Source organism: Candidatus Zixiibacteriota bacterium (genome assembly GCA_035574315.1).
GTDB lineage: Bacteria > Desulfobacterota > Binatia > UBA9968 > UBA9968 > DATLYW01.
Window position 1 is genome coordinate 183,378 of record DATLYW010000012.1, and the last position, 25,336, is coordinate 208,713.

The following is a 25,336-nucleotide window of genomic DNA, read 5'->3' on the forward strand; positions in this document are numbered from 1 at the left end:
GGCCTCAGCCGGCACCGCCGGCGTCGACAACCGTTCGGGCCGCGCCGCGGTGACCGATTGTTCGCTGCTCGAAGAAGCTCTGGCGGGCAGGTGAGCAGCGAGGAGCCGACCATGGACGGCCACGCCGTCGTTCGTTCCGTTATCGAGGAGATCGTCCAGCCGGGAATTCATCGGCTCATGGAAAGCCGCTACTTCACCGAGCTTCGCGCAGGGACGCTTTCGGTCCGGCGCATCCAGGGCTGGTCCATCCAGCACTACCTGCACAACCGGGCGATTCTCAGGGCCTTCGCCCTGGGGATGGTGAAAAACGCTCACGATCCGGACCTGTTCGATTACTACGGTTACCAGCTCGTCGAGGAGCGAACGCACCCCGATCTGGCGAAGAAGGTCGGGCTGGCGCTCGGGCTGAAAGAAGAGGACTTCGCCGAAGCCACGCAGATCTTCGAGTGCCAGATCCACTCGGCGCGCACGGTTTACAACACGCTGCTCGGCGCCGGTCCGCTCAGCCGGGCGTCCGCCCTCGTCAGCGAATCGATGGTCTGCCGCTACTCCGAGGAGTTCAACACCTACCTGCGGCGGAACTACGGCCTCGGCGACGACGCGCTCGAGTTCTTCACCGTCCACATGGTCGCCGACAAGGAGCACACGGCGCGCTCCGCCGAGCGCATCGCGCGCGCCATCGAGACCGCCCGGGACGAGCGGCTGGTTCGGGAGAGCGCGCAAGCGATGGTCCGGATCAAGCTCGGCAAGTTCGACGGCATCTACCGGGAGTACGGCTGAGCCGCGACGGATCCGGTTCGGCGCGGCTATCCGCGGGCTGGAGGAAATCGTGAGCGATACAACGATCGGCTTTGTCGGCCTCGGCATCATGGGAAAGCCGATGGCGCGAAATCTTCTCCGGGCGGGCTATCCCTTGGTCGCCCACAACCGCAGCCGCGCGCCCGTGGAAGAGCTCGTCCGCGAGGGGGCGCAGCCCGCGGACAGCGCGCGCGAGGTCGCCCAGAGGTGCGACACCGTGATCACGATGCTGCCGGATTCACCCGACGTCGAGCTGGCTTACGCCGGCGAAGGAGGAATATTCGCGGGCGCCCGCTCCGGGATGCTGCTGATCGACATGTCGAGCATCTCGCCCGTCACCGCACGTCGGCTCGCGGCCGAGGCGGAAAGGCGCGGCATCGACATGCTCGATGCTCCGGTCAGCGGCGGCGAAGCGGGTGCGGTCGGCGCCACGCTGTCGATCATGATCGGCGGCAAGCCGGCCGCGGTCGAGCGCGCGATGCCGATTTTTCGCGCGCTCGGCAGGAACATCGTTCACGTGGGCGAGGCCGGCGCGGGGCAGGTCACGAAGGCCGCCAATCAGATGGTGGTGGGGACCACGATCGCGATCGTGGCGGAAGCGCTCGTGCTCGCCGCCAAGGCGGGCGTCGACCCGGCCAAGGTCAGGCAGGCGTTGCTCGGCGGCTTCGCCCAGTCGAAGATCCTCGAGGCCCACGGCCAGAAGATGCTCGAGCGCAGGTTCGAGCCGGGTTTCCGCATCCGGCTCCACGAAAAGGACATGAAAATCGCGCTCGCGACGGGCTCGGAGTACGGGGTCCCGCTGATGGTATCCGCGCAGGTCGCTCAGATGATGACCGCGATGAAGTCGATGGGAAACGGCGACCTCGACCACTCCGCGCTCGTGCGGCTGGTCGAGGAGCTGGCGCGCACGGAGCTGACGAAGGTCTAGCTTCGAAGGCCCTCCGCCCGGCGATTGCCGGCGAGCCGGCTCGGAGCCCGAAGCCGCGAATGCCCCCGCTATCTCACGGCTTCCAGCCCTCTTTGTCGAGCTGCCGGTCGGCTTCCACCGCGAAGCCGAAGTCATAGGCCCGGGAGGGGGAAAGCGCCGTGTGGGCGTTGACCACCTGGCGGATGATCTCGAGGTCGTTTTTCTGGGTCTCTTCGTCGACGACCCCGTTGCGCGTAAACGTGCCGATCAGGTCGTCGTAAACCCGGACCGCCTGCGCCCGCGACACGCCGGAGAACTTCACGAGCGCGTTTACGGTTCCTTCCCGGTGATGGCGGAGATAGCGCAGGGCCTTGAGCGCCCCGCGCGTGAACGCGCGCACGAGCCCGGGGTTTTCCTTGATCAGCCGGTCGGTCGTCGCCAGCGTTCCCCAGGAGTTCTTGACCTCGTTGCCGAAGAAAAACATCTCCTTCATCCCCTTGTCGAGCCCGATGTAGCGCTGCTCGACGCTCAGCACCGCCGCGTCCATCGCGCCCGCGAGCAGCGCCGTGAGCTGGTTTCCCGCCCCCGGGTCGAGGTAGATCACGTCCCGATTGCCGTCGAGACCGTGCTTGCTCAGGATCCGTCGCAGCATGAACGTCGCGATCGCCGCGATTCCGGTCGTCGCGATCCGCCTGTCCTTGAGATCCCTCGGCGCGCCGATTTCGGGCCGGGTGAGAAGCCACTGAAGCACCCGGTCGTTGGTCGCCAGCACCACCTTGAGCGGCGCGTTGCCGCGTGCGATGCTCACCAGCGCGCTCGAGCCCGCGCCGGTGAATTGGACGTCGCCCCCGAGCAGCGCCTGGATGCTGGTGGTCGGCGCGATGTAGATCACCCGGAGGTCAATCCCTTCTTCCTTCATGAAGCCGCGCTCCCGGGCGAGAGGATAAATCACCATCTGAAAGCTCTTGGCCGGGATCGCCACGTTGACGACCTGGAGCGGCTGGCCGAGGCTCGCCCCGGCGCCGGTCAGCTGCCACGCGACGGTCAGGGCAAAGGCCAGGCGGCGGGCGGCGCCCGCCTCTTTTCGCTGCGTGTTCTCTCTTCTCATGCTCGGCTCCTTCGCGACCGGCTTTCCCCGCACCCCGCGCACGTCCAAGGCACGGCCGGTCTCCATTCAGTGCAGCGGGTAAAACCGCCTGGGGTTGCTCGTCAGGATCTTGTCGGTGAGCGCCCGGGGGATGTCCTCCCGCGCCCGCATCGCCGCCACGAGCTGCCGCTCTTCGGAGGGATCCTGATGGCCGTAATCGGAGCCGATGATCAGGTGATCCTCACCGGTGAAGTTGGCGATGTAGTTCACGTCCTCATCGGCCTCGCAAGCGACGAAGATCCGGTACTCCCGGAACAGATCCGGATCCGACGAGAACTTCCACTTCGCTTTCAGCAGCCTCTTGAGGACGTGCAGCAGAAAAGGCACCCAGCCGGCCGACGCCTCGATGAAACCGAACTTGAGCCGCGGGAACCGCTCCGGAATTCCATTGGCCACTATGTCGCGGAAGGCGAGCAGCGGCTGAATCCGGCTGTGGCCGAACGTATGGTTGCGCTCGACGTCGAAGAGGCTGAGAAAAGCGGGGCACCCGGCTCCGGTGTGAATGCAAATCGGCAGCTCGAGGTCGTTCGCCGCCGCGTACAGCGGAAAAAGATAGGGGTGATCGAGGGTCCAGGAGCCTTCGATCCCGCGGAAGAACACCCCCACGGCGCCGTTGTCCTTGCCCCACTTGAGCTCGTCGATCGCCTCCTCGAGCGATTTGAGCGGCGGGACCACGACCCAGCGCATCCGCGAGCCCGACCGGGCGCAGGCCTTCGCCAGGAAGCGGTTATAGGCGCGGCACAGCGCTACCTCGAGAGCGGGATCGTCGGTGAGATAGATGAGAAAGAGCGTCGGATAGACCACCTGGATCTCGACGCCGAGCCTGTCCATGTCGCCGAGCCGGCCGCGGACGTCGGTCATCTCCCGGCAGGCGAGATGAATGTCGCCCCGCGACATCTCGAGCTTGCTCGCCGAAGGCGTGATCAGACGAAAGCTTCCCTTGCCGGCGGGCTTGGGGAAGATGTTCCCGTCGATCAGCCAGAACGCGTTGCGCGCGCCGTACACGGTGTCGTCGGGGACCGTGAGCAGGATCGGGCGCCGGGAACGCATCTCCCCGTCCATCATGCCCCACATCGCCTCGGATTCCGCTATATGGGTATCGGCATCGACGACGCCTGCCATAACGCCTCCCTTGCTTTTTTCACGGCCCGCAGCCTCGTTCCCCACCCGGCATGCTAAATATCAAAACGCCCCGGCCGTCCGCCAGCGTTCGCGTTCAGGCGCCGAGCGCGCCGGGAACGACCCACTCGGCGGCGATCCGGCCGGCGCTCTCCCGGCCGTGCGGGACGACCTGCGAGACGAGCTTCCCGAGCCGCTGGAAATCGACGCGGAGATTCTCGTCGAGCCAGATGAGATAGTCCGCGACAGTCTCGGCGGCGACGGCCGGCGAATGTCCGAACCGCCGCATCAGCAGCGAGCGGGCCTGGTCCGGATGATTTTTCAGGTAAGCGATTCCCTCTCGCTCCGCCGCGACGAAAAGAGAAAGATCGCGCGAGCGCTCCCGCCAGAGCCTTTCCGTCGTCTCGAGCGCGATCGGCAACGGATCGTCGACGATCTCCGGCCACTCCGCCAGCCGGCGAAAGCCGTTTTCCGCGGCGAAAAACCCGTAGGGCCTCGGCAAGAGCGCCGCATCGACACGCCCCTCCAGCAAACGCTCGCAGGCCGCCCGGTCGCTTTCCACGAGCAGGAGCGTGACGTCCGTACCGAGCTGCAACCCGGCGGTCTCCCGAAGGGCCTCCGCCACCGGCGCGGCGCGCCCGATCTCTTCCCGGCAGGCGAGGACCCGGCCCCTGAGCTCGGCCGGGCTTTCGATTTCCCTCGACACGCTGAGGGTGTAAGGGCAGCTGTTCATGGCGCAGCCGATGAGCCTGGTTGCCCGCGAGGCGAGAAAATGTCGCAGCGCCGCCCGTCCTACGACCAGGGAGACCTCCGCTTCCCCCCGTACGACTCTGCGGTAGCGCTCCTCGGTCCCCTGAACGTGCTCCCACGACACCTCGAGCCCGTGGCGGCGGAAAAGGCCGGTCTCGAGCGAAAGGTGGCCCGACGGCTCGCGCGCGAACTTCCCTTCCAGGCCCTCGAGATACCCGTACAGGACTCTCAGTGACACGGTCATGGATCGCCTCGCGCCTTGCGCGCCCTGTATACAACGGCCGTCCCGCCCAGGCAAACGAGCCGAGGGCGTCGCCGCGCCGCCTTGACTCGTGCGCGCCCCGGGACTACGCTCGGCCGGGGTTTGCCTTTCAGCCCGAGCCCGAGAGAGATGCTTGCCGCCGCCAGACTCGCCGCCGCCGGACGCGTTCTCGCGCCGCGTTTGCGCCTTCAGTGGCTGATCGTCGGCGCCGCGGCGGCGACGATCGCTTATCTCACGTTGATCCCGCTCGCCATGCTGGTTTACGGCAGCTTGAAGAGCGGCCCGCCCGGTGTCGGGGGAAACCTCACGCTGCGCAACTATCTCGTCCTGCTCGAGAATTGGCGGCTCCCGGCCGCTCTGGCCAATTCCCTGGTCTTCAGCGCCGGCTCGAGCCTCCTTGCCTTCAGCGGCGGCCTCTACCTGGCATGGATGACCGAGCGAACCAACGTTCCGTGGCGCGGCGCGATCTACACTTGCGTCCTGATTCCCATGATCGTGCCGGGAATCCTGACCACCGTCGGGTGGATCATTCTTTTCGGCCGCCGCTCCGGCATCGTGAATCTCGTTGCCACGCAGTTTTTCGGTCTGCCCGGCCCTCTGGAGATCAACAACATGCCGGGGATGATCTGGGTGCAGGGAACGGATCAGATACCGCTTGCCTTCCTTCTCCTGGCCGCGGCCCTGCGCTCGATGGACCCCTCTCTCGAGGAAGCCGCGCTGGTTGCGGGCTCGGGCGTGCTGCGCACCACCTTCACGATCACGCTGCGCGTGCTTTTGCCGGCGATCCTCGCGGTGTGGATGATCAGCTTCGTACGGGCGATCGAAAACTTCGAGGTGCCGGCGCTGATCGGGATGCCGGCCGGCATCCTGGTCTTCGCCACGGAGGTTTATCTGGCCACCAAGGCGGTCCCGACCGACTTCGGCCTGGCGAGCACCTTCGCGGTGGTCTACCTCGCGATCACCAGTATCGGGGTGCTGCTCTATCTCAGATGGACCGCCGCTTCGGAGCAGTTCGCCACCATCACCGGCAAGGGGTTCCGTCCGGCGACCCACGATCTCGGAGCCTGGCGCGTGCCGCTCGCGGCGGCAACGCTGGCTTTTTGCTTCGTCGTTTTCATCCTCCCCGTGCTGGTCGTTCTCTGGTCTTCCTTCCTGCCCTTCTACATGGCCCCGTCCAGGGTCGCGCTCGGAAGCCTCACGCTCGACAACTACAGGAACCTGTGGAGCTTTCCGATGGTCCAGCGGGCGCTCTGGAACAGCTTCGTGTTGGGCATCTCGAGCTCGACGATCACGATGCTGCTCACGGCGATCATCGCCTGGATCATCGTCCGCACCGCCTGGCGGGGCAAGGGCGCGCTGGACTTCCTCGCCTTCAGCCCGATCGCCATGCCCGGCCTGGTGATGGGGATCGCGATCCTGTGGCTCTACCTGGTGCTGCCGGTGCCCGTTTACGGCACGCTGTGGATTCTTCTGATCGCCTACGTGACGAAGTACCTGCCCTACGGCATGCGGGCCTGCTCCTCATCGATGCTGCAGATCAAGAAGGAGCTGGAGGAGGCTTCGGAAGCGAGCGGGGCGAGCTGGCCGCACACCTTCCGCCGCGTGGTGCTGCCGCTGCTGGCGCCGGGCTTCGTCGCCGGGTGGATCTACGTCATCACCCACTCGTTTCGCGAGCTTTCGACGTCGATCATGCTCTACCGAAGCGGCACCGAGGTGATCTCGATCGTGCTCTTCGAGCTGTGGGACGGCGGCCAGTACCCGCAGCTTTCGGCCCTCGGCATGGTGCTGGTGGCGATCCTGGTCGCGATCAGCCTGGTCGCGCGCGCAGTCGGGGGCCGCTACTCGATTCAGCAGGTCTGACGCCGACGCTCAACGCAACTGCTTGCGTACGATGATGTCCTCGATCAGCTTGTAGCCCTTTTCCTTCAGCTCGGCCATCTTCTCGTGGCCGATCACCACCTTGCGGATTCTCTTGTCCGCCAGCGCGTTGAGGATCTCCTGCCAGCCGGCCTTGGCCCCGGTGCGCGCCGGAATCGTTCCGCCTCCGCGCACCAGCGCCACCACCCCGTCCTCGCTGAGAAGGAAGTCCATGTAGAGCGCCGCCGCGTGGGGGTTTTTCGCGCTCTTCATGATCCCCGTGTGGCTCCCGAGCGATCCCGGAGTCGGATTCGGCCAGACCATGGCGATCGGACATTTCTTCTCGTACTTCATCTGCATGACCCGAGGCGGATAGACCTCCACGGCGATCTTGGTCTCGCCGCTGCAGAGAAGCTGCACCTGCAGCGTGTGGCCGCGCCGCGGCACGGCGCCGTTGCGCATCAGCGCCTTCATGTACTCCGCGGTCTTGGCCTCCCCCCAGTCCATGAGCCAGGCGAACACCGCCTGCTCGGGCTCGTTGTCGATCGAGATGTCGTTCTTCCATTTCGGATCGAGCAGGTCCGGATACCCCCTCGGGGCTTCGCTCGGCTTGACCAGGCTGGTGTTGTAGGCAATCACCACGAGCGTGTAGTCGTTGACATACCACCGCCCTTGCTTGTCCCAGAACTGGCTCGCGTAGTGCTTCTTCTCGGGAGAGTCGTACCGCGCGTGAACGTCGGCCTTGAGCAGCTCGCCGATGTTGTCGAAGTCCACCCCGACGACGTCGGCCGGCAGCTTTCCGACCCGGTGCTCGAGCAGGATCCGGTCCAGCCCTTTCGCGCCCTGAAGGCGCGAGGCCTCGACCTTGATGAACGGGTATTTCTTGCTGAAGGCGTTGGAATATTCCTGGATGGTCTCGAGCCCCTGATTGGAGTAGACCACCACCCGACCCTCTTTTCGCGCCCCCTCCTCGAGCCGCCGCTGCCTTTCCTTCGGCGGGAGCTTGTTGATCCCGGCGAGCAGCTCTTCGACCGTGGCGGCCGCGGCCGGAGAGCAGACGGCCACCGCCAGGCAGGCTACGGCGTGGAGTGCCGCCAGCGCTTTGATGAGCTTCATCGTGACCTCCCTGGCGCTCGACGAACCGGTCGAACGCCGCCCCGTTTTCTAGCAATGAACCGCGCGCAAAGCAAAGGGCCGATGTCGCCCGGGTTCTCCCGCCCGGAAGCGAGAGAGCTAACCCGGATTCAAGTGCTGGGCCAGTTTGAGGTGGATGCGCCGCACCCGCTCGATCTGCCCTTTGGCCGGGAAACGTTCGTAGAACCCTTCGGAGCGGAACTCCCGCGCGAGGCCCGACCACGGGCGGAGCACCGGGGCGAAGACCCCCGGCGAGCGCTCCTCCTGCCACGCCTGGATCAGTTTTCGGTTGTGCAGGAGATCGCCGAAGACCCGCAACAGGGCCTTCAGCGTGACGTCGCGGGTGAACATGAACTTTTCGTTGTCTCCCCAGATCGCCTCCATCACCTCGCGCACCGCCTTGAGATAATCGCGCACGAGCGGATAGAGGCGATCGGCCCGCATCTGGAACTGCTCGTCGAAGAAGCGCCGGTTGGCCTGCACGACCTTGTAGAGCTCGTTGAAGAGCTCTGACTGCAGGATCCATTTTTCCTGCCGGCTCCTCCCCCCCAGGCGGTTGATGCGGTAGCGCAGCGGCGAGTCGTTCTGCTCGTAGAGCAGGTTCACGACCCTGGCCGCGAGCTTCTTTTCGGGGGTTTCCCAGGAGACCCGCTCGTAGAGATCGACGAGGTGCGACTTGTTGATCCGCGTGTGGGTCGAATTGATGATGACGAACATCTCGGTGGCGAAGTCGCCGCTCTTGCCGTCGAAGAGCACGCAGGGGACGTCGAGCTGATCGGCCAGCTCCGGATGGCGCTGGCGGTAAAAATGGAGCGCCGCCAGCCGGTGCTGGCCGTCGATGACGAGAAACTTGCCGCCCGGCTCGCTGAGAAATCCCACCTGCTCGGAAAGATCGGACCTGCGAAAGCGCAGCGTTTCTTCGGTGAAGAGCAGGATCGTGCCGGGGATCAACGGCTGGGAAACCGCGTTTTCATAGAAGTTGACGATCTGGCGGATCTTGCGCCGGTTGAGCACGCGTTGAAACGACTTCTCGCTCCGCTCGATTCCCGCGATGAACTTCGCCACCTCGTCTTCGCCCGGCTCCTCGGCCTCGATCTCCTCGCCCTCGAAATAGTAGCGGCTGGTGAACCGCACGCGCTCCAGCAGATCGGGCGCCTTGTAGGCGACGAAGTAGAAGGCGCCTTCCTTTTGCACCACGCGGGTCGCGAGCATAGGGGGATCCCTCCGGCGGCGATTATAATTCGGCCCGCCGAACCATTTCCAGTCAAAAATCTCGCCCTCCGGCCCTTTTCGCTAGCCGACGGGGTTTGCGGCCTCGGGCGAAGCGATCTCGTCTTAGTGTCACGGCGGTTTTGTGGTATGCTGCATCGCGCCTCCATGGACAGCAATTCTGTTTCTCCGGAGCTCTCCCGGGTCTCCGCGGTCCGGGCTCGGCGGGGTTTTCTCCTCGCCGGCGAGCGTGTGAGAAAATGGCGGCGCCGTGCGATTGCCGCGTTGCTGCTGACCGGTCTGGTCCTCCTCGAGATCCGCGCGTCGTTGCTCCAGTCATGGTTTTTCACCAGCACGAACGAACGGCTCTTTTACGAGCTCGCCGAGGGGAAAAACCCGAACCTGGCCCTGCCGCGGCCCGCCCCCTACGATGAACGCAGAGGGTACTCGAAAATCGCGGTGTTTCAGGCGCGCCTCGAGAGCCAGGGGTACGAGGTCACCCGGCAGGCGCGGCAGTCGGAAACCATGGTCGAGCTGATCCGCCGCGGCATTTCCCCTCCCTATCCCGAGGCGGCGGGGGCCGGGATCGACATCCGCGGGCAGGACGGTCGTCCCCTGTTCCGCTATGCGCAGTCCGATTTTCTGTTCGAGAAGCTGGAGGATATCCCGCCCCTGTTGATCCGCACCCTGCTGTTCCTGGAAAACCGCGATCTCGACAGCCCGGACTCGCCGTGGCAAAACCCCGCAATCGAGTGGGAGCGGCTGATCAAGGCGGCGTTCCTCTACGTCGGTTCCAAGCTCTTCCTGCCGGTATCGGTCCAGGGCGGAAGCACGCTGGCGGTGCAGCTGGAGAAATTCCGCCACTCGCCCCATGGCCGCACCGACTCGCCGCTCGAGAAACTGCGCCAGCTGATCGGCGCCAGCCTCAAGGCCTACCGTGAGGGCGCCAACACCCGCAGGTGGCGAAACCGCATCATCGTCGATTATCTCAACAGCGTGCCGCTGGCCGCGGCGCCCGGCTACGGGGAGATCCACGGGATCGGCGAAGGGCTCCACGCCTGGTTCGGCCTCGACCTCAAGGAGGTGGTCGCGGCCCTGAAAAAGCCGGGCGCGGGGCCGGAAAAGGCGCGGGCCTACAAGCACGTGCTCACGCTGCTGATCGCGGTGCGGGCGCCTTCGGTCTTCCTGGTCGAGGAGCGCGATTCCCTGGAGGAGAAGGTCGGCCAGTTCACGCGGTTGATGGCGCGCGCCGGAGTCATCGACTGGGAGCTGGCCGCGGCGGTGCAGGGGACGCCGATCCAGTTTCTGCCAGCGGCGCCGCTGGCGCCGCAGCCTTCATCCGTCAAGAACAAGGCCGCGAATTCCATCCGCACCGCGCTGATGGAGCTACTGGGCGTCACCAACCTCTACGATCTCAACCGCCTTGACCTGCAGGTGGCGAGCACCATCGACGTTCCGCTGCAGAAGTACGTCACCGACTTTCTCCACAGCCTGGCGGACCGCGAAACCGTCCAGCGCTACAACCTCAACGGCGAAAGGCTCCTGGAAGGAAAGGATCCGCGGAAGGTCATCTATTCGTTCCTGCTCGTCGAGCCCACGCCCGCGGGGAACCTGGTGCGCGTGCAGGCGGATAACCTTCCCGGCCCTCTCGACTTCAACAAGAGCGTGAAGCTCGAGCTGGGTAGCACGGCGAAGCTGCGCACGCTCACGCACTATCTCGAGATCATGGCCGAGCTCCATCGGGAGCTCAAAGGGCTCGACCCCGGCGCGTTGCGGCAACGGGCGCAGAACGCGCGGGATCCGCTCACGCGCTGGGCGGCCGCGTCGCTGCAAGAGCACCAGGGTCTCGAGCTGGAACCGTTTCTCGAGCTTGCCCTGGAACGCAAGTACTCGGCCAGCCCGCACGAGGATTTTTTTACCGGCGGCGGGCTGCATCGTTTTGAAAACTTCGACCCGGACGACGACCGGCGTATCCCGACCTTGCGCGAGGCCTTCAGGAACTCTACCAACCTCGTCTTCATCCGGCTGATGCGGGACCTCGTGAGCTACCACCGGGCGCGGCTGCCCTACGACGCCGATGCCGTGCTCTCCGATCCGGAGCATCCCGAGAGGCTCCGGCTCCTCAGGGAAATCGCCGAGGAAGAGTCGCGCGGCGTACTGCGCCGCTCCTACCAGCTTTACCAGGGAGCCGCCGCCGGGCAGATCGTGGAGCGGCTGCTGGGCCAGCGCCGCACCGCCCGCCACCTCGCGATCCTGTTTTTCGCGTGGAAGATCGGATCGGACGAGCCCGCGCTCGCGGCCTGGCTGAGCTCCCACGGCGAATCGCACTCGGCCCGGGTGGTGAGCGAGCTCTTCCGATCCTACTCCAACCCGCGCTTGAACCTTTCCGACTACGGCTATCTGCTCTCGGTCCATCCGCTCGAGCTGTGGTGCGCCGGGATGCTCGCGCGCAAACCAACCATGTCCTGGCAGGAACTGTATGAGGCGAGCGCCGAAGCCCGCCGCGTCAGCTCCGGCTGGCTCCTGCAGTCCCGCAACCGCCGCCCCCAGGATCTCCGGTTGCGGATCCGCGCCGAGCGCGACGCCTTTGCGCGGATGACCCCCTACTGGCAACGGCTCGGCTTTCCCTTCAAGACCATGGTGCCGTCCTACGCCACCGCGATCGGCAACTCCTCGGACCGCCCGGTGGCGCTGGCGGAGCTTCTCGGGATTCTCGTCAATGACGGGGAGCGGCTGCGTCGTTCGGTGCTCGACAAGATTCACTTCGCGCCCGGCACTCCGTACGAGACGGTCTTCGAGCAACAGCCGAAGGGCGGCGAGCGGGTACTGGCTCCCGAGGTCGCGCGCGCCGTCAGAAGGGCGATGGCCGAGGTGGTCGAGCACGGCACGGCACGCCGGCTGAAAGGGGTCTTCCGGCTTCGCGACGGCAGGCTGCTCGTGGTCGGCGGCAAGACAGGCTCGGGCGACAACCGCTACGAAACCTTCAACCGCCACGGCGCGGTCACCAGCTCGCGCCCGACCAACCGCACGGCCGCCTTCGTCTTCTATATCGGCAAGCGCTATTTCGGCGTGGTCACCGCTTACGTGCAGGGCCAGGAGGCGGGCGATTACCATTTCACCAGCGCGCTCCCAGTTACGATCCTGAAGCTCCTCGCCCCGGCGATCCTGGCCGTCCTCGACGGCAAAGCGCCGCCGGCCGATCTCCGGGTCTGGTCGCCCCACGAGCCCGCCGGGCTGCTTCACGCCAGCGCGATCCGGCCGGAGTTTCCGCCTCGGGGTGCCGGGGATCAGGTGCCGCGGCGATTGCCGTAGAGGTCGATCTGCAGCCGCGGCGAGTAGGCATAGCCGTGCCGCCTGCACAGCTCGGCGATGAGCGGACCGCGCTCCCGCAGCTCGCGCCGGGTCCGCGCCTGCGCCATCAGGAGAACCCGCTCCCTTTGGATGCCGTGCAGGCGCTCGAGGAGGGCTTCGACCTCCCCAAGGTCGCTTTCGTCCTCGACCACGAACTTGAGCTGGTAGTCGTAGGCTTCCACGAAACGCTGGATCACCTCGAGGTTCAGCCGCCTGCCTTCGTGCATGTTCGCGAACCTGCCCCGCTGCCTCTTCCAGGGGGTTGAGTTGGCGAGCTTGGGGCTGATCGAGAGCAGGTCGCACGCGACGGGCTTGAAGAGCGTCGCCGCCGTCTCGATCGTGACGTGAAAGCAAAGATCCTTCAGCCTGCTGGCGAGCGCCTCGATGTCGCGGGCGATCAGGGGCTCGCCGCCGGTGATCACCGCGTGCCGGGTCGGGTAGGCCCGGACCGCCTCGACGACGGCCTCGACGCTCCATTCGCGCCCCGTCGGCCGCCATGACGTGTAGGGCGTATCGCACCACGCGCAGCGGAGGTTGCATCCCGACGTCCGCACGAAGGCCGAGGGGACCCCCGCCAGCCTGCCTTCGCCCTGAATCGAATAGAAGATCTCCGCGATCCGCACGACGGCTCCCGAGGAATCTTATCATCCGAGGCGGCGCCGCGACAGCGCGCGGGTCCGCCTCGACCTCAACGCCGCCGTGTGGTAGAAGTTTAAGGTTGGCTGACGGGCGACCAAGGTCTTTCCGTTACGCCACGAGATTTTCGCCGGCGATGAGTGCGGACAGAGAAGCCATTTTGGCCGAAGAGCGAAAGCTGCGGCGGCTGGCCAGAGCCATGGACCTCGCCGCCGTCCTGCTGCGCAGCGTCGACCTCACGCTCGAGGAGGCCCAGGACGTCGTGGCCCACGCCAAAAAGACGGCGCTGCAGCTCTTTCCCGACAAGGAAGAAGTGTTCGATCTCATCTACGGCTCCCGGTTTCGCCGCATCCTGATTGAAAAGTACCGTCTCCAGTAGCGCCGATGAGCCAGAACTGGATCCGGATTCGCGGGGCCAGGCAGAACAACCTCAAGGGCTTCGACCTCGATATCCCGCTCAACGCCCTGACGGTCGTGACCGGGGTCAGCGGCTCGGGCAAGTCGACGCTGGCCTTCGACATCCTCTACGCCGAGGGGCAGCGCCGCTACGTCGAGAGCTTTTCCGCCTACGCGCGCCAGTTCCTCGACCGCATGGACAAACCGGACGTCGAAAGCATCGAGGGCATCCCGCCCACGATCGCCATCGACCAGAGCCGCGCCGTGAAGACCTCCCGCTCCACGGTCGGCACGATGACCGAGCTGCACGACCATTTCAAGCTGCTGTTCGCCAAGCTCGCGACTCTCTACTGCGCCGGCTGCGGACGAGCCGTCGAGCGCGACACGGCGGCTTCGGTCTTCGCCAAGCTCGCCGGGCTCGAAGCGGGAACTCCCGTCATTCTCACCTTTCCGTTGACGCTGGCGGCGACCGGCTGGCAGGACGTCCGGGCCGGCCTTCAGCAGGCCGGCTTTCACCGCCTGCTCGTGCGCAGGGCCGTCGAGGATCTGAGCGCCATGGAGTCCCGGCCTGGTCCCGGGCCGGTCGAGGTCGTGGTCGACCGCTTCACCTACCGGCCGGAGAACAAGAAAAGAATCCTCGATTCCCTGGAGCAGGCGTTTCACTACGGCAAGGGCAGGCTGAACCTCTTTTTCCCCCGCGAAGACTGGCGCCGCGAACCGTTCAGCGCGCACCTGCACTGCCCGCACTGCGACCTCGCCTACCCCGACCCCACCCCCAATCTGTTTTCGTTCAACAGCCCGATCGGAGCGTGTGAAACCTGCCGCGGCTTCGGCCGGGTGATGGACATCGACCTGGATCTGGTCATTCCGGACCCCGGCAAATCGCTCGCCGACGGCGCCATCAGGCCCTGGATCACCAGAGCCCGGCGGATGCAGCGCCTGATGGAGTTCTGCGAGCGGAAGAAGATCCCGGTCGACAAGCCGTTCGGTCATCTCACCGAGCGGCAGAAACGGCTGATCGTCGACGGCGAGGGCACGTTCCCGGGCATCCGCGGGTGGTTCCGGCGGCTGGAGCGGAAGAGCTACCGCATGCACGTGCGGGTCCTTCTCTCCCGCTACCGCGCTTACCTGCCGTGCCCGGAGTGCGGCGGGACGCGGCTCAAGCCGGCCGCGCTTCACTACCGGATTGACGGCAAGAACATCGCCGAAGTGAACGCAATGAGCGTCGGCGAAGCGGCGCGCTTCTTCGACGGGCTCAGGCTCGCCGAGGGAAGCGACGCGGTGGCGGACCTGATCCTGGCGGAAATCCGCCGCCGGCTTGGCTATCTGGTCGGCGTCGGGCTCGAATACCTCACGCTCGACCGCCAGTCGCGTACCCTGTCCGGCGGCGAGCTGGAGCGCGTCGATCTCACCACCGCGATCGGCTCCTCGCTGGTCAACACGCTCTACGTGCTCGACGAGCCGTCGATCGGCCTGCATCCGCGCGACAGCCATCGTCTCGTCGAGATCCTCCACCGGCTGCGCTCGAACCGGAACACGGTGGTCGTCGTCGAGCACGACCCCGAGATCATCAAGGAAAGCGATTACATCGTCGACCTCGGCCCGAGAGCGGGCGAGCAGGGCGGTCAGGTGGTGTTCGCGGGGAGCTACCCCCGGCTTCTGGAGGACCGCAAATCGCTCACCGCCGCGTACCTGAGCCGGCGCCGCGCGATCGCGCTTCCGGAGCGCCGCCGCAAGCCGCTCCTCCAGCGGGCGATTCGGATCCGCGGCGCCTGCGCGAACAATCTTAAGAACCTCGACGTCGAGATTCCCCTCGGCGTTCTGGTCTGCATCACGGGGGTCTCGGGCTCGGGGAAATCGAGCCTGGTCGACGAGGTGCTCTACCGCAATCTGAAAAAGCTCAAGGAAGCGCCGTCGGCACCCGTCCTGCACTGCGCGGCCATCGAGGGCGCGGACAAGATCTCGGAGGTGACGCTGGTCGATCAATCGCCGGTCGGCACCACGCCCCGATCCAATCCCGCCACTTACATGAAGGCGTTCGACGGCATCCGCAAGCTTTTCGCCGCCACCGATCTCGCCCGGCTGCGCGGCTACCTGCCGTCCACGTTTTCCTTCAACGTCGAAGGCGGCCGTTGCGAGACCTGCCGCGGAGAGGGCTTCGAGAAGATCGAGATGCAGTTCCTGTCCGACGTCTACACCTCCTGCCCCGAGTGTCGCGGCAGCCGCTTCCGCGAGGAAATCCTCGAGGTCACCTACCGCGGCAGGAACATCCGCCAGGTGCTGGACCTCACGGTCGCCGAGGCGATCGAGTTCTTCAAGGATGTCCCCGAGGTGATCAAGGGGCTCGAGCCGCTGCGCGCGGTCGGCCTCGACTACATCCGGCTCGGCCAGCCGCTCACGACGCTTTCCGGCGGCGAGTCGCAGCGATTGAAGCTCGCTTCCCACATGGCGAAGGCGCGCCGTGCGGGAACGCTCTTCATTTTCGACGAGCCCACCACCGGCCTCCATTTCGCGGACATCGAGCGGCTGCTGAAGGCCTTTCAGGAGCTGCTCGATCAGGGCCACTCGGTGGTCATCATCGAGCACAACCTCGAGGTCGTCAAATGCGCCGATCACGTCATCGACCTCGGTCCCGAAGGAGGCGACGGCGGCGGCCGGATCGTGGCTGCCGGTCCGCCGGAGGAAATCGCCCGGGCGGACGGCTCCCATACGGGGCGTTACCTGAGATCCTATCTGGACCCGCGCGAGCGCTCGCCGTTCAGCCCCTCGCTCGCGAAGGCCGAACCCCCCGCACCCCCCTCGGGCGCAGAGGACGGCGCGATCGAGATCGTCGGCGCCAAGGAGCACAACCTCAAGAGCCTCAACTTGAGCATTCCGCGAGATCGCTTCGTGGTTTTCACCGGGCTCAGTGGCTCGGGAAAGTCATCGCTCGCCTTCGACATCATCTACGCGGAGGGCCAGCGCCGCTACATCGACAGCCTGTCGGCATACGCCCGTCAGTTTCTCGAGGTGATGGCGCGGCCCAACGTTGACTACGTTGCGGGCATCCCGCCGACCGTGGCGATCGAGCAGCGCCTGAGCCAGGGCGGCAAGAAATCGACGGTCGCCACCGTCACCGAGATCTATCACTACCTCAGGCTGCTTTACGCGAAGCTCGGGCGCCAGCACTGCGTCCAGTGCGACAAGCCGATCCGCTCGCTCAGCCGCAGCCAGATCCTCGACCGGATCTCGCAGAGCTACCGCGGAAAGGAAGTGATGATCCTCAGCCCGATCGTCCGCGGCCGCAAGGGGTTTCACAAGGAGGTGATCGCGGGGGCGCGGCGCCTCGGGTACCGGCTGGCCCGGATCGACGGACGATTTGTCGAGTTCCGCGCGCCCGAGCTGAGCGGGGGGCTGGAACGCTACCGGGAGCACGACATCGACATCGTGGTCGGCAAGAGCCGCGCCGCAGGGCGCGAGCTGGAGCTCCTGGTGGATCAGGCCCTGCGGCTCGGAAACGGCGTGCTCCATGTGATTTCCGATCGCGGCGAGCAGGTTTTTAACCAGCGGCTGTTCTGCCTGCAGTGCGGCATCGGCTACGAGCCCCTGGACCCCCGGCTCTTCTCGTTCAACAGCCGCCAGGGCGCCTGCCCGCGCTGCGGCGGTTTGGGCTTCCACTGGGATTTCGATCCTGATCTGATCTTTGCCGATCCGGGGCAGCCGCTGGCCGAGGCCCTCGCGGGCATCGCGCCGGCGGCGCCGACGGGATCGGAGCTGCACCGCCGCATGCAGCGCCTGGTGCACGAGCTTGGGGAGCGCCACGGCGTCGACATCGGCAAGCCGTTCGCCCGGCTGCCGAAAAAAATCCAGGAGAAAATCATCCACGGTTCCGACGGCCCCGACGCCTTCGTCGGCCTGGTGCCTTACCTGCGAGCGCTGTGGGACGCCGGCGGGGAGGAGCCGGACCCCGAGCTCGCCGGGCTGATGACCGAAACCCCTTGCCCGGACTGCCGCGGCCGCAGGCTCAACGCGCGCGCCCGCGCGGTCCGGGTTGACGGCAAGGCGATCTGGGAGGTGACCGGATGGAGCGTGGAGGAGGCGAAGCGCTACTTCGATCGGGCCCGCTTCGACGCGGGCGCCGAGCGTGAGCGGGCGGTCGCGGAAAAGATCGTGCGCGAAATCGAGCAGCGGCTGACCTTTCTCGCGGAGGTCGGTCTGCCCTATCTGACGCTCGACCGGCGCGCCGACACGCTATCCGGCGGCGAGGCGCAGCGCATCCGCCTCGCGGCGCAACTCGGCTCCAACCTGCGCGGCGTCTGCTACATCCTCGACGAGCCGACCATCGGGCTGCACCCGAGGGACAACGCGATGCTGCTGAGCACGCTGCGGCGGCTGCAGCGATCGGGAAACAGCGTGCTCGTCGTCGAGCACGACGAGGCGACGATCCAGTCCGCGGACCTGATCGTGGACCTCGGCCCCGGCGCCGGCATCCACGGCGGGAGCGTGGTCTCGGTCGGCTCGCCCGAGCAGATCAAACGCCATCCCGCTTCCCTCACCGGCGCCTACCTGCGCGCGGAAAGGAAACGGCTGGGACCGCAACGCGACCTGTCGTCGGTCAAGTGGCTCGCCATCCGCGGGGCCACCGCCAACAACCTCAAGAACCTCGACGTGCGCATCCCGCTCGAGCGCTGGACCTGCGTCACCGGCATCTCGGGATCGGGCAAGAGCACGCTGGTCAAGGAGGTCCTCTACAAGGCCCTCAAGCTCAAGCTCGGGCAGTTCGCCGGCCGACCGGGCGCGCACCGTGAGCTGAGCGGCTGGGAGGCCTTGGAGCGAGTGGTGGAGGTCGATCAAACGCCGATCGGCAAGACGCCCCGTTCGGTGCCCGCTTCGTACGTCGGCCTGCTCGACGAGATCCGCAGGCTCTATGCGCTCACGCCCGAAGCGCGGCTGCGCGGCTACACGCCCAGCCGCTTCTCGTTCAACGTGCGCGGCGGCCGCTGCGAGGCGTGCGCCGGGCAGGGCAAGATCCGCAAGGAGATGAGCTTTCTCCCCGACGTCTTCGTCGACTGCGACGCCTGCGGGGGCGAGCGCTTCAACGAGGAGACCCTCAACATCCGCTTCAACGGCAAGAGCATCGCTGACGTCCTGCGCATGACGGTCGAGGAGGCCGAGCCGTTTTTCCGGCCGTTTCCCAGGATCGCGCGGCCGCTCAAGCTGCTCGACGACATCGGCATGGGCTACATCACGCTCGGGCAGGCGAGCAACACGCTTTCGGGCGGCGAGGCGCAGCGGCTCAAGCTCGCCTACGAGCTCGGCAAGGAGTCGCGCGGCAGGACGCTCTACGTGCTCGACGAGCCGACCACGGGTCTCCATTTCGCCGACGTCGAGAAGCTGATCCAGATCCTCCACCGGCTGGTCGATATGGGCAACACGGTGGTGACGATCGAGCACAACCTCGACGTCATCAAGGACGCCGATTACCTGATCGATCTTGGTCCCGAGGGAGGCGAGCGCGGCGGCGAGATCGTGGCGTGCGGCACCCCGCTGGAAGTGGCCGCGAACGGGCGTCGGTCCGCCACCGCCGGCTTTCTGAGAAGCTACCTCAGCCGCGGGATCGACCGCCCGGCCGCGCAGGCGCGATCCGCGCCGCGGGAGGTGGTTGCCTAGGATGGCTTCCCGCTTCTGGTCCCTGGCCGGGAGAGCCTGGTGGCTCAAGTGCCCGCGCTGCGGCTCGGCGCCGCTGTTTCGGCGGCCTTTTTCGATGTACGCGAACTGTCCCTGTTGCGGGCTCGATTTCGAGCCGGAACCGGGCTATTTCGTCGGCGCGATCTATGTGAACTACGCGGCGACCGTGCTCGTGGCCGTTCCCGGTTATTTCCTCCTGGACGCCTGGGCGGGACTCAGCCTCGAGCAGCAGCTCGCCGTCTGGATCTCGTTCGCGGTGCTCTTCCCGGTGCTCTTTTTTCACCACTCACGCAGCCTGTGGCTGGGAATGGATCACCTCTTGAACCCCGCCAAGAGCCTCTACCCGGTGCCGCGCAAGCCGAAGCGCTAGGCCGTCAGCCGAGGGAAAGCGCCGCCACCCCCAGAACCATCATGGAAGCGGCCGCCAGCCGGCGGCGCGCGTCGCCTTCGGCGAGCAGCCGTGTTCCCATCACAGTGCCGATCAGGACGCTGATCTCGCGCGCCGGCGCGACGTAGCTCACCGGCGTGAACCGCAGCGCCGTAAGGACGAGAATATAGGAAAGCGGCGCCAGGACCGCCACGCCGACGGCTTCGCGGCGGTGGGCCCGCCATTCCGCGCGGGTGGTCTCCCGGTGGCGCCACGCCATCGGCGTGAGCAAAAGCGCCCGTCCGGCATTGGCGCCCCAGTCGAGGAGCAGCGGCGCCACGCCGAAGCGCGCGACCGCCTGCTTGTCCCAAAGGGTATAGGCGGCGATGAACGTCCCGGTCATGAGCGCGTAGAGCACCGCGCGGCGCGCGCCGGCCTGCCCCGGCTTCAGGGGGCTGGCCGTGAGAACCAGCGCGCCGAAGACCACCAGCGGCGCGCCCCCGAGCGCCAGCGCCGAAGGCCTTTCCCCGAGAAAGAGGACGGCGGCGGCGCTCGAGAGCAGCGGCCCCGTGCCGCGGGCGAGCGGGTACACGAGCGAGAGATCGCCGGCACGGTACCCCTCGTTGAGCAACACGAAATAAGCCGTATGCAGAACGGCGCTTCCGGCCATGAGGCCGATCTCCGCCAGGCCGATCCGCGCGCCGGTCAGGTAAATCGCGCCGATCGCGACGGGAGCGTAGATCACGGCAGAGAGAATCGCGAACAGCCAGGTGAAGGTCGCATGCCCGCTCGCCCGCTTCGCCAGAAGGTTCCACGCGGCGTGGATGAAGGCGGCGGCGAGAATCAGCGCGAGCGCTCCGGCGGTCACGGCGGGTTCATCGGTCTGCGCCCTTGCCGGAGGCGGATTCGATGCGGACGATCGGGTCGCCGACGCGGATCATGCCGCTCCGCAGGATCTCGGCCCGCAGCCCGCCGCGGTGGATCAATCCGCGCAGCGCCCCTTTGACGGAGAGCTTCTCCATGTGGGCGCAGGGCTCGCACAGGCGCGCCCCGCGCAAAACCGCCTCCCCGACGCTGAACTCCGCTCCGACGAGGTGATTGAGCGCAACCCCGCGCGTGACGATGTTGCGCCGCGCCCGGGCGGCGTCCAGCTCGAGATCGTAATCCCGCCGCAGAGCCTCGATCGCTTCGGCTTCGATGAGCGTCACCTGACGTCCAGAGCCGGGCTGGCTCGAGTACGTGCCCGAGCCGGTGAAGTAGCGATCTCCCTCGAGTCCCTTCCCCGCGACTGCGAGCACCTGCCCGACCGAGATCACCGGGGCACCGCCCGCGGGCGCGAGGTGAATCGACACGACCATCGATCTCGCGGCCATGGAATCAGCTCCCTTTCCTTCCCGCCAGCAGCGCCGAGATCTCCGGGGTTTGCACTCCCGCCGATATGCCCGCAGCCGTGCCGCTTTCCAGGATTTCTTCCGCCAGCCTTTTGGTCGCCCCCAGAGCCGCTTTCAAGAAGCCGGAACCGTAGCTCACGCGCGCGACACCGAGGTCCTGCAGCTCGGTCACGCTCGGCGACTGCGGCCCGGCGAGGATACTGACGGGCGCCTTGACCTCCCGGACCACGATCCGGATCGTTTCGGGAGCGTGCAGGTTCAGATAGAAGATGCAGTCTCCGCCCGCTTCCGCGTATGCATTGCCGCGTCGGATCGCCTCGTCGAGCGCCTTTTTCGGATCGGCGGTGACGACATGGAAAGCGTCGACCCGCGCGTTGAGAAAAAACTCGCTGCCCAGCCGTCGTTTGGCTTCCATCACCGCCGCGATCTTGCGCAGCTGCTCCTCGAGCGGCACCAGCCCCCGCCCGCTTCCGGGTTTGCCGCGGGCCCCGTCCTCCAGGTTCATCCCCGCCACGCCTCGCGCCACGAGCCCGCGCACGGTCCCGGGAATTTCCGCTTCGTCGCCGTAGCCCCGCTCCCCGTCGGCGTTGAAGGGCACCGCCAGCGCGGCGGCGATCCTGCCGGAAACGTCGAGGAAGCAATCCCGGCTCATCACCTCCCCGTCGGGGTAGCCGAGCGCGGCGGCGATGCCGCCGCTGGTTCCCTGGATCGCCTGAAACCCCATTCGCTCGAAAAGCAAGGCGCTCAGGACGTCGTAGGCCCCGGGCATGACCAGGATCTCGGGAGCACGGACAAGCTCGCGCAAACGGCGGCTGCGTGCGTTCGCGGCATCCAGAATCGGTCTGTCTATCGGTTCCATGTTTTGCTCCCCGCAGGCGGAAAAGCCGACGCCCCCCAATCCTAAGTCGCTCCGCCTCCCGGAAGCAAGCGCCCGGCGGGAGTTTGCGCCTCGCTCCATGCGCGGGGTAGAATCGCGGGGCGCGCCGACCTCCAGGCGCCGCCTGCGGCCGAGGCCACGACTCCATGATCTTCACGGCGATGACGATCGCGGGATCCGATTCCGGCGCCGGGGCCGGCATACAAGCGGATCTCAAGACCTTCGCCGCTCTCGGTGTTTACGGCACCTCGGTGATCACCGCGATCACGGCGCAGAACAGCCTTCGCGTGACGCGCGTTGCGCCACTGGATCCGGCGCTGGTCGCGGCGCAGATCGACGCCGTGGCCGGAGATATCGGCGCACACGCGGTCAAGACCGGGATGCTCGCCAACGCGGCCATCGTCGAGGCCGTCTCGAGGAAAATCCGTCGGCACCGGCTGATCAACGTCGTGGTCGATCCGGTGATGATCGCCAAGGGCGGCCGGCGGCTGCTGACCCGTGATGCCCTCGAGACCCTGCGGTCGCGCCTCCTGCCGCTCGCCACGGTCGTAACGCCCAACGTTCCCGAGGCCGAAGCCCTGGCGGGCATGCGGCTGCGTCGCGACTCCGAGATCCGCGAGGCCGCCGAGAAGATCGCCTCGCTCGGACCGCGGGCGGTCGTCATCAAAGGCGGTCACCGCCGCGGCGCGGCCGTCGATCTGCTGTACGAGGGCGGCCGCTTTCACGAGTTCGCCGCGCCCCGAATTCGGACGCGCCACACGCACGGCACGGGCTGCACTTTTTCCGCGGCGATCGCCGCCTATCTCGCGAAGGGAGAAACGATCGAACGGGCCGTGGCCGGCGCCAAGAGCTTCATCACCCGCGCCATCCGCGGCGCCTTCCCCGTGGGCGCCGGCCACGGCCCGGTGCACCAGTTCTACGCCTTTTGGCCCGGACGCGCCCCCGAACCCATGCGCCGGGCAAAGCGCTCCTAGCGCGCTCGCTCCATTTCCGCGATGATCCGGCGCGCTGCGCCGACGCGATCCGAGGCTTCGAGGATCGGGCGCCCGACCACGATGTAGTCGACCCCGGCGCGCACCGCCTCGCCGGGCGTCATGACCCGTCGCTGGTCGTCCGTTCGGCTGGCGGCGGGGCGAATTCCCGGCGTGACGATGATGAAACGCAGACCGCAGGCCTTGCGGATATCGGCCACCTCGCGGGGCGACGCGACGACACCGTCCATTCCCGCTTCGCGCGTGAGCAGCGCCAGCCGCACTACCTGATCGGCCACGTCTCTGCCGACTCCCAGGCGCCGAAGGTCCGTCTGATCGAGGCTGGTGAGGACGGTCACCCCGAGCATGATCGGGCGGCGCCGCTGCTCCTGGCGGCATACCCGACGCACCTCCTTGACGGTGGTGCGCATCATCTCGAGGCCGCCCGAGGCATGGACGTTGAACATCTTCACCCCGAGGCGCGTGGCCTCGATCGCCGCCTTGGCGACTGTGCTGGGGATGTCGTGGAACTTGAGATCGAGAAACACCTCGCCGCCGAGCTCATGGATCAGGCGGACGGATTGAGGTCCCGAGTGGGTGAACAGTTGCTTGCCGATCTTGAACATGCCGACCTCGGGCGCCAGAAGCCGCACCAGGTCGGCGACCTCCTCGAGATCGTCCAGGTCCAGGGCGACGATCAGCCGCTCCCGCATGGAGGCCGGAGGACGGACAAGCTCGAGGCTCGACGCCACGGTTTTATCCCTGAAGCGCCCGCATCACCATGTCGCGGATGGTTTCGGCCGCGCGGGCGGTCGGAATCTCGTCCGTCCGGCCGTCGCGGCGCCAGCGCGTTTCCACGCAGCCTTTCTCGAGACCCTTGGTGCCGATGGTGACCCGCAGCGGAACGCCGATGAGGTCGGCGTCCTTGAACTTGACGCCGGGCCGTTCGTCGCGATCGTCGAAAAGCACCTCCACGCCCTCGCGGCGCAGCCCCTCGTACAGCCGGTCGGCGACCCTTCGCACTTCCCCGTCCCGATAGTTCACCGGCAACAGCAGCACGTGGAACGGCGCGATCGCCATCGGCCAGATCATCCCGTTGCCGTCGTGATTCTGCTCGATCGCTGCGGCCGCCAGGCGGCTGATGCCGATCCCGTAGCAACCCATCTCGATCGGCCGCTCCCGTCCCTCGGCGTCGAGATAGGTCGCAGCGAGCGGTTCGCTGTATTTCCGCCCGAGATAGAAGATCTGGCCGACTTCGATTCCGCGATGCGCCTCGAGCGAGCCGCGATCGCAACGGGGGCAGGGGTCACCCGCCGCCGCCATCCTGAGGTCGGCAAAAGCCGCGGGCGTGAAGTCCCGTTCCTGGTCGACGTTGACGAAATGAGCGTCCGCTTCGTTGGCGCCGGTGACCGCGTCCTGGATGCCCTGAACCGCGAGATCGGCGACGACGCGCAGCTTGAGGCCGATCGGGCCCAGAAAGCCGGGCGCGACTCCGGTCGCCTCGCGCACGGTGGCCTCGTCCGCCAGCGTCACCTCGCGGCAGCCGATAACGTTCTGGAGCTTGGTGGGGTTGACCTCGTGATCGCCGCGCACGAGCACCGCCACCAGCTCGCTTCGATCGGTCCGGTAGACCAGCGTTTTTATGAACCGCTCCGGGGGAACGCGGAGAAAGGCGGCGACCTCCGCCACCGATTTCTTGCCGGGCGTGGCCACCTTGGCGAGCTTGGCGCTCTCCCGCGTGACGTCGCGCGCGGCCGGGCGCGGCGCCCGGATCTCGGCCTTTTCGACGTTCGCGGCGTAATCGCACGCGTCGCAGCTCACGATCGCGTCCTCTCCCGATTCGGCGAGCACCTGGAACTCGTGCGACTGCGTTCCGCCGATCGCTCCCGTGTGCGCTTCCACCGGCCGGAACCGCAGGCCGCACCGCGCAAAGATGCGCTTGTAGGTTTCGAACATGTTGTCGTACTCACGACGACAGTCCTCGACGTCGGTGTGAAAACTGTAGGCGTCCTTCATCAGGAACTCGCGGCCGCGCAACAGCCCGAAGCGAGGCCGGATCTCGTCGCGGAACTTGGTCTGGATCTGGTAGAGGTTCAGCGGCAGCTCGCGATAGGAGCGGACCACGCGGCGGATCAGATCCGTGATCACCTCTTCGTGCGTGGGGCCCAGGCAGAAGTCGCGGTCGTGACGGTCCTTGAAACGGATCAGCTCCTTGCCGTAGAGGTCCCAGCGGCCGCTTTCCTGCCACAACTCGGCGGGCGCGGCGATCGGCAGCAGCAGCTCGTGGGCTCCGGCCCGCTCCATCTCCTCCCGGACGATCGCCTCGATTTTCCGCAGCACCCTGAGTCCCAGGGGCAGGTAGTCGTAGATGCCTCGGCTCACCTGCCGGATGAAGCCGCCCCGCACCAGTAGCTTGTGGCTGACGACCTCGGCGTCGGCCGGATCTTCTTTCAAGGTCGGGATGAGGGTTTGGCTCCAGCGCATTCGCGGGACGGGC

Annotated in this window: 19 protein-coding genes; 8 read left to right on the forward strand and 11 right to left on the reverse strand. The window is 66.7% G+C overall.

All coding sequences use genetic code 11. From position 1 onward, the window contains the following. Nucleotides 1-90 precede the first annotated feature (90 nt). Together VNN77_03215 and VNN77_03220 are read left to right on the forward strand one after the other, a co-directional pair. Complete coding sequence (locus VNN77_03215; GenBank protein ID HXG50399.1) at nucleotides 91-780, forward strand: iron-containing redox enzyme family protein; 690 nt, start codon at nucleotides 91-93, stop codon at nucleotides 778-780. Between the two features lie 49 nt (nucleotides 781-829). Beyond that, nucleotides 830-1,726 (forward strand): 2-hydroxy-3-oxopropionate reductase, encoded by an 897-nt coding sequence (locus VNN77_03220; protein ID HXG50400.1) that lies wholly within the window; start codon nucleotides 830-832, stop codon nucleotides 1,724-1,726. Between the two features lie 73 nt (nucleotides 1,727-1,799). On the opposite strand, the gene VNN77_03225 is transcribed toward VNN77_03220, so the two are convergent. The 3 genes from VNN77_03225 to VNN77_03235 form a co-directional block, all read right to left on the reverse strand. Continuing rightward, the gene (locus VNN77_03225; GenBank protein ID HXG50401.1) at nucleotides 1,800-2,813 is read right to left on the reverse strand and encodes an ABC transporter substrate-binding protein; all 1,014 of its coding nucleotides are present in this window, start codon (nucleotides 2,811-2,813) and stop codon (nucleotides 1,800-1,802) included. A 66-nt stretch (nucleotides 2,814-2,879) separates the two neighbouring features. Continuing rightward, nucleotides 2,880-3,974, reverse strand: a complete 1,095-nt coding sequence (locus tag VNN77_03230) for an amidohydrolase family protein (GenBank protein ID HXG50402.1) — start codon at nucleotides 3,972-3,974, stop codon at nucleotides 2,880-2,882. A gap of 94 nt (nucleotides 3,975-4,068) precedes the next feature. Further along, nucleotides 4,069-4,965 (reverse strand): ABC transporter substrate-binding protein, encoded by an 897-nt coding sequence (locus VNN77_03235; protein HXG50403.1) that lies wholly within the window; start codon nucleotides 4,963-4,965, stop codon nucleotides 4,069-4,071. A 147-nt stretch (nucleotides 4,966-5,112) separates the two neighbouring features. Here VNN77_03235 and VNN77_03240 point away from each other — a divergent pair, with 147 nt between their 5' ends. Continuing rightward, nucleotides 5,113-6,843, forward strand: a complete 1,731-nt coding sequence (locus tag VNN77_03240) for an iron ABC transporter permease (protein ID HXG50404.1) — start codon at nucleotides 5,113-5,115, stop codon at nucleotides 6,841-6,843. Nucleotides 6,844-6,852: 9 nt separating this feature from the next. On the opposite strand, the gene VNN77_03245 is transcribed toward VNN77_03240, so the two are convergent. Beyond that, complete coding sequence (locus VNN77_03245; protein HXG50405.1) at nucleotides 6,853-7,956, reverse strand: extracellular solute-binding protein; 1,104 nt, start codon at nucleotides 7,954-7,956, stop codon at nucleotides 6,853-6,855. A 117-nt stretch (nucleotides 7,957-8,073) separates the two neighbouring features. Continuing rightward, on the reverse strand, nucleotides 8,074-9,186 hold the full coding sequence (locus tag VNN77_03250; GenBank protein ID HXG50406.1) for a DGQHR domain-containing protein: 1,113 nt from the start codon (nucleotides 9,184-9,186) through the stop codon (nucleotides 8,074-8,076). Between the two features lie 249 nt (nucleotides 9,187-9,435). On the opposite strand from VNN77_03250, the gene VNN77_03255 reads away from it, so the two are divergent. Further along, the gene (locus VNN77_03255; protein HXG50407.1) at nucleotides 9,436-12,495 is read left to right on the forward strand and encodes a transglycosylase domain-containing protein; all 3,060 of its coding nucleotides are present in this window, start codon (nucleotides 9,436-9,438) and stop codon (nucleotides 12,493-12,495) included. Here the strand turns inward: VNN77_03255 and VNN77_03260 are convergent. After that, entirely contained in the window at nucleotides 12,471-13,157 is a 687-nt protein-coding gene (locus VNN77_03260) for a 7-carboxy-7-deazaguanine synthase QueE (GenBank protein ID HXG50408.1), read from the reverse strand. The genes VNN77_03255 and VNN77_03260 overlap by 25 nt on opposite strands. 149 nt (nucleotides 13,158-13,306) lie before the next feature. On the opposite strand from VNN77_03260, the gene VNN77_03265 reads away from it, so the two are divergent. The 3 genes from VNN77_03265 to VNN77_03275 are packed head-to-tail and all read left to right on the forward strand — an operon-like array spanning nucleotide 13,307 to nucleotide 19,603. After that, nucleotides 13,307-13,549: a hypothetical protein gene (locus VNN77_03265; GenBank protein ID HXG50409.1), complete on the forward strand. Its 243-nt coding sequence runs from the start codon at nucleotides 13,307-13,309 to the stop codon at nucleotides 13,547-13,549. 5 nt (nucleotides 13,550-13,554) lie between these two features. Continuing rightward, a complete protein-coding gene (uvrA, locus tag VNN77_03270) occupies nucleotides 13,555-19,215 on the forward strand; it encodes an excinuclease ABC subunit UvrA (GenBank protein HXG50410.1) in 5,661 nt (1,886 codons plus the stop codon). A gap of 1 nt (nucleotide 19,216) precedes the next feature. Continuing rightward, nucleotides 19,217-19,603: a DUF983 domain-containing protein gene (locus VNN77_03275; GenBank protein HXG50411.1), complete on the forward strand. Its 387-nt coding sequence runs from the start codon at nucleotides 19,217-19,219 to the stop codon at nucleotides 19,601-19,603. A 4-nt stretch (nucleotides 19,604-19,607) separates the two neighbouring features. Here VNN77_03275 and VNN77_03280 read toward each other — a convergent pair whose 3' ends face one another. Genes VNN77_03280 through VNN77_03290 form a run of 3 tightly spaced genes read right to left on the reverse strand, consistent with a single transcriptional unit; the run spans nucleotide 19,608 to nucleotide 21,850 of the window. After that, nucleotides 19,608-20,468: a DMT family transporter gene (locus tag VNN77_03280; protein HXG50412.1), complete on the reverse strand. Its 861-nt coding sequence runs from the start codon at nucleotides 20,466-20,468 to the stop codon at nucleotides 19,608-19,610. A gap of 7 nt (nucleotides 20,469-20,475) precedes the next feature. Next, entirely contained in the window at nucleotides 20,476-20,973 is a 498-nt protein-coding gene (locus VNN77_03285) for an MOSC domain-containing protein (protein ID HXG50413.1), read from the reverse strand. A gap of 4 nt (nucleotides 20,974-20,977) precedes the next feature. Continuing rightward, nucleotides 20,978-21,850 carry an isocitrate lyase/phosphoenolpyruvate mutase family protein gene (locus VNN77_03290; protein ID HXG50414.1) on the reverse strand — a complete coding sequence of 291 codons (873 nt, stop codon included), beginning with the start codon at nucleotides 21,848-21,850 and terminating at the stop codon, nucleotides 20,978-20,980. 164 nt (nucleotides 21,851-22,014) lie between these two features. On the opposite strand from VNN77_03290, the gene thiD reads away from it, so the two are divergent. Next, nucleotides 22,015-22,842 (forward strand): bifunctional hydroxymethylpyrimidine kinase/phosphomethylpyrimidine kinase, encoded by an 828-nt coding sequence (gene thiD / locus VNN77_03295; protein HXG50415.1) that lies wholly within the window; start codon nucleotides 22,015-22,017, stop codon nucleotides 22,840-22,842. On the opposite strand, the gene pyrF is transcribed toward thiD, so the two are convergent. Both pyrF and VNN77_03305 read right to left on the reverse strand, forming a co-directional pair. Beyond that, nucleotides 22,839-23,591 carry an orotidine-5'-phosphate decarboxylase gene (gene pyrF / locus VNN77_03300; protein HXG50416.1) on the reverse strand — a complete coding sequence of 251 codons (753 nt, stop codon included), beginning with the start codon at nucleotides 23,589-23,591 and terminating at the stop codon, nucleotides 22,839-22,841. The genes thiD and pyrF overlap by 4 nt on opposite strands. 4 nt (nucleotides 23,592-23,595) lie before the next feature. Further along, entirely contained in the window at nucleotides 23,596-25,323 is a 1,728-nt protein-coding gene (locus VNN77_03305; GenBank protein ID HXG50417.1) for a proline--tRNA ligase, read from the reverse strand. Nucleotides 25,324-25,336 lie beyond the last annotated feature (13 nt).

Excerpts from the sequence above, each read along its gene's own strand:
- VNN77_03225 (HXG50401.1), bottom strand. The coding sequence starts at position 2,813 with ATGAGAAGAGAGAACACGCAGCGAAAAGAGGCGGGCGCCGCCCGCCGC.
- VNN77_03230 (HXG50402.1), bottom strand. The coding sequence starts at position 3,974 with ATGGCAGGCGTCGTCGATGCCGATACCCATATAGCGGAATCCGAGGCG.
- VNN77_03235 (HXG50403.1), bottom strand. The coding sequence starts at position 4,965 with ATGACCGTGTCACTGAGAGTCCTGTACGGGTATCTCGAGGGCCTGGAA.
- VNN77_03240 (HXG50404.1), top strand. The coding sequence starts at position 5,113 with ATGCTTGCCGCCGCCAGACTCGCCGCCGCCGGACGCGTTCTCGCGCCG.
- VNN77_03245 (HXG50405.1), bottom strand. The coding sequence starts at position 7,956 with ATGAAGCTCATCAAAGCGCTGGCGGCACTCCACGCCGTAGCCTGCCTG.
- VNN77_03250 (HXG50406.1), bottom strand. The coding sequence starts at position 9,186 with ATGCTCGCGACCCGCGTGGTGCAAAAGGAAGGCGCCTTCTACTTCGTC.
- VNN77_03265 (HXG50409.1), top strand. The coding sequence starts at position 13,307 with ATGAGTGCGGACAGAGAAGCCATTTTGGCCGAAGAGCGAAAGCTGCGG.
- uvrA (HXG50410.1), top strand. The coding sequence starts at position 13,555 with ATGAGCCAGAACTGGATCCGGATTCGCGGGGCCAGGCAGAACAACCTC.
- VNN77_03275 (HXG50411.1), top strand. The coding sequence starts at position 19,217 with ATGGCTTCCCGCTTCTGGTCCCTGGCCGGGAGAGCCTGGTGGCTCAAG.
- VNN77_03285 (HXG50413.1), bottom strand. The coding sequence starts at position 20,973 with ATGGCCGCGAGATCGATGGTCGTGTCGATTCACCTCGCGCCCGCGGGC.
- VNN77_03290 (HXG50414.1), bottom strand. The coding sequence starts at position 21,850 with ATGGAACCGATAGACAGACCGATTCTGGATGCCGCGAACGCACGCAGC.
- thiD (HXG50415.1), top strand. The coding sequence starts at position 22,015 with ATGATCTTCACGGCGATGACGATCGCGGGATCCGATTCCGGCGCCGGG.
- VNN77_03305 (HXG50417.1), bottom strand. The coding sequence starts at position 25,323 with ATGCGCTGGAGCCAAACCCTCATCCCGACCTTGAAAGAAGATCCGGCC.